This window comes from Streptomyces sp. CAI-85 (assembly GCF_013363615.1).
Classification (GTDB): domain Bacteria; phylum Actinomycetota; class Actinomycetes; order Streptomycetales; family Streptomycetaceae; genus Streptomyces; species Streptomyces antibioticus_B.
Map to the genome: position 1 here is coordinate 1 of NZ_JAANNX010000151.1, position 2,929 is coordinate 2,929.

Below are 2,929 nucleotides of genomic sequence, written 5' to 3' on the forward strand. Positions count from 1 at the left end.
TCAGGCGTCCTTCTTCACCGGCTCCAGAATCGCCACGCACTCCACATGATGCGTCATAGGAAACAGATCGAACGCCCGCAAAGTCCGCACCCGATACCCCCCGTCCCGGAAGTACCCCAGATCCCGTGCCAGCGCCGCCGGGTCGCAGGCGACGTAGGCGATGCGGCGGGCGCCGAGGGAGGTCAGGTGGTCGACCGTCTTGCGGCCGGCGCCCGCGCGGGGCGGGTCGAGGACGATCAGGTCGACCTCTGTGATGCCCGTGCGCGGGAGGACGGTCTCGACCTTGCCCTGTTCGATGCGGACGCGGTCGAAGGCGGCGAGGTTGTGGCGCGCGTCCTCGACGGCGCGCTTGCCCGACTCGATGCCGAGCACCGCGCCCTTGTCGCCGAGGCGGTCCGCGAGGGCGCCCGCGAAGAGGCCCACGCCGCAGTACAGGTCGAGCGCCATCTCGCCCTTGCGGGGCAGGAGGCCCTGCATGACGGCCTTGACCAGGGTGTCGGCCGCCTGCGGGTGGACCTGCCAGAAGCCGCCGCTGCCCACCCGGTAGGTCCGGCCGTCGGCCCGCTCGCGCACGAACGCCCGGCCGTGCACCCGGTGGACGCCGCCGTCCTTCTCCTCGACGCGCATCACGGAGACGGGGCGGTCCAACTCGACGAGGGGGAGGCGGGCGCCGGGGCGGGGTTCGAGGATCACCATGCGGTCCTGGGACCCCGTGGCGGCGATCGCGTCGACCGAGGCCATGCCGGACCAGTCACGCTTCTCGATGCCGAGTTCGCTGACCCCCGGCGCCGCGATCATGCAGTGGTCGATCGGCTCGACCTCGTGCGAGCGGTGCTTGCGCAGTCCGGCGTTGCCGTCCGCGTCCACCGCGTACTGCACGCGCGTCCGCCACTGCGGCACCTGCCCCGCCGGGAGCTTGTCGCCCTCGGCCGGCATCACGGTGCCGTCCCAGCCGGCCTCCTCGGGGGTGAGCCCCGCGAGCCGCTGGAGCTGCTCGGCGATCACCTCGCCCTTGAGCCGACGCTGGGCGCCCGGCTTGGCGTGCTGCCAGTCGCAGCCGCCGCAGCGGCCGGGGCCGGCGAAGGGACAGGGGGCCTCGACCCGGTCCTTGGACGCGTCGAGGATCTGTACGGCGTCGGCGCGCAGGAACCGCGCGCCCTCCTCGCCGTCGGTCACCCGGGCCACGACCCGCTCGCCCGGAAGCGTGTGCCGTACGAACAGCACCTGGCCCGAGTCGGTGCGGGCGATGCAGTGCCCGCCGTGGGCGACGGGGCCGATCTCGACCTCGTACTCGGTCCCCACCAGCGATTTCTTCGGTTCTGCCTGCATGGCGGGGTGACTCCAGTGACGAGAAAGGGAAACGGCCGGACAACAGCCCACCAGTCTACGTGGGTGCCGCCCGGCCGTTGACCAGAAAGCCGTGCGCCTCAAGCCCTGAGCCTCAAGCCTCAAGCCCTGAGCGTCATGCCCTGAGCCTCAAGAGCCCTGAGCGTCAGCGCTTCGTGCCCGACGGCCCGCCCGAAGGCTTGTTCGATGCGTCAGGAGAGCCCCCGGACCCCGAACCCGAACCCGACCCCGTCTCCGCAGGCCCCCTCCGCACCGACCCCGGCGCGTTCCACTCCGACCGCTTGCGGGCGCGGTTGCGGGCCGCCTCGGAGGATTCGAGCTGGTAGGGGACGGACGTGACCATGACGCCCGGGGTGAACAGCAGCCGGCCCTTGAGCCGCAGCGCGCTCTGGTTGTGCAGCAGATGCTCGTACCAGTGACCGACCACGTACTCGGGGATGATCACCGACACCGCGTCGCGCGGCGACTCCTTGCGCAGGCTCTTGACGTACTCGATGATCGGCCGCGTGATCTCCCGGTACGGGGAGTCGAGGACCTTCAGCGGTACGGAGATCCCGCGCCGCTCCCACTCCGCGCGCAGCGCCTTCGTCTCGGCCGGGTCGACGTTGACGGTGAGCGCCTCCAGGGTGTCGGAGCGCATCAGCTTGGCGTAGGCGAGGGCGCGCAGCGTGGGCCGGTGGATCTTGGAGATCAGGACGACCGAGTGCACACGGGACGGCCGTACGCTGTCGTCGCTCGGGCCCTCGGGGGCCGCGATCTCGTCGGCGACCCGGTCGTAGTGCTTACGGATGGCGGTCATCGTCGCGTAGAAGATGACCATGCCGAGCAGGGCGACCCAGGCGCCGTGGGTGAACTTGGTGAGCAGGACGACGACCAGGACGAGCCCGGTGAAGAAGGCGCCGAAGGTGTTGATCGCGCGGGAGCGGACCATGTGGCGGCGCTTGGCCTGGTCGGTCTCGGTGGCCAGGTGGCGGTTCCAGTGCCGGACCATGCCGATCTGGCTGAGCGTGAACGACACGAACACGCCGACGATGTAGAGCTGGATCAGCCGCGTGGAGTCGGCGCCGTAGATCACGATCAGCAGGGTGGCCGCGCCGGCGAGGAGCACGATGCCGTTGGAGAAGGCGAGCCGGTCGCCGCGGGTGTGGAGCTGGCGGGGCAGGTAGCGGTCCTGGGCGAGGATCGAGCCGAGCACCGGGAAGCCGTTGTAGGCGGTGTTGGCCGCCAGGAACAGCACCAGGGCGGTGGCGCCCGCGAGGATCAGGAACAGGAAGCTGCCCTTGCCGAAGACGGCCTCGGCGACCTGGGTGATCACCGGGTTCTGGACGTAGTCCGCGCCGACGGCGACGCCGTTGTGCACGAGGTCGACGGCCGGGTTCTCGGCCATCCGGACGTCGGTGACCAGGGCCAGCACGATGATCCCGCAGAACATGGTGACGGCCAGCAGGCCCATCAGCGCCAGGGTGGTGGCGGCGTTCCGCGACTTGGGCTTGCGGAAGGCCGGAACGCCGTTGGAGATCGCCTCGACGCCGGTGAGCGCGGCGCAGCCGGAGGAGAAGGCGCGCAGCAGCAGGAAGACGAG

Annotated in this window: 2 protein-coding genes; both read right to left on the reverse strand. The window is 70.8% G+C overall.

The annotated features are described in order from the left end of the window. On the reverse strand, positions 1-1,329 hold the full coding sequence (locus G6W55_RS37230; RefSeq protein WP_175525016.1) for a class I SAM-dependent RNA methyltransferase: 1,329 nt from the start codon (positions 1,327-1,329) through the stop codon (positions 1-3). Positions 1,330-1,492: 163 nt separating this feature from the next. Continuing rightward, positions 1,493-2,929, reverse strand: a 1,437-nt coding sequence (locus G6W55_RS37235; RefSeq protein ID WP_175525017.1) for an APC family permease, incomplete at its 5' end; no start/stop codon positions are given.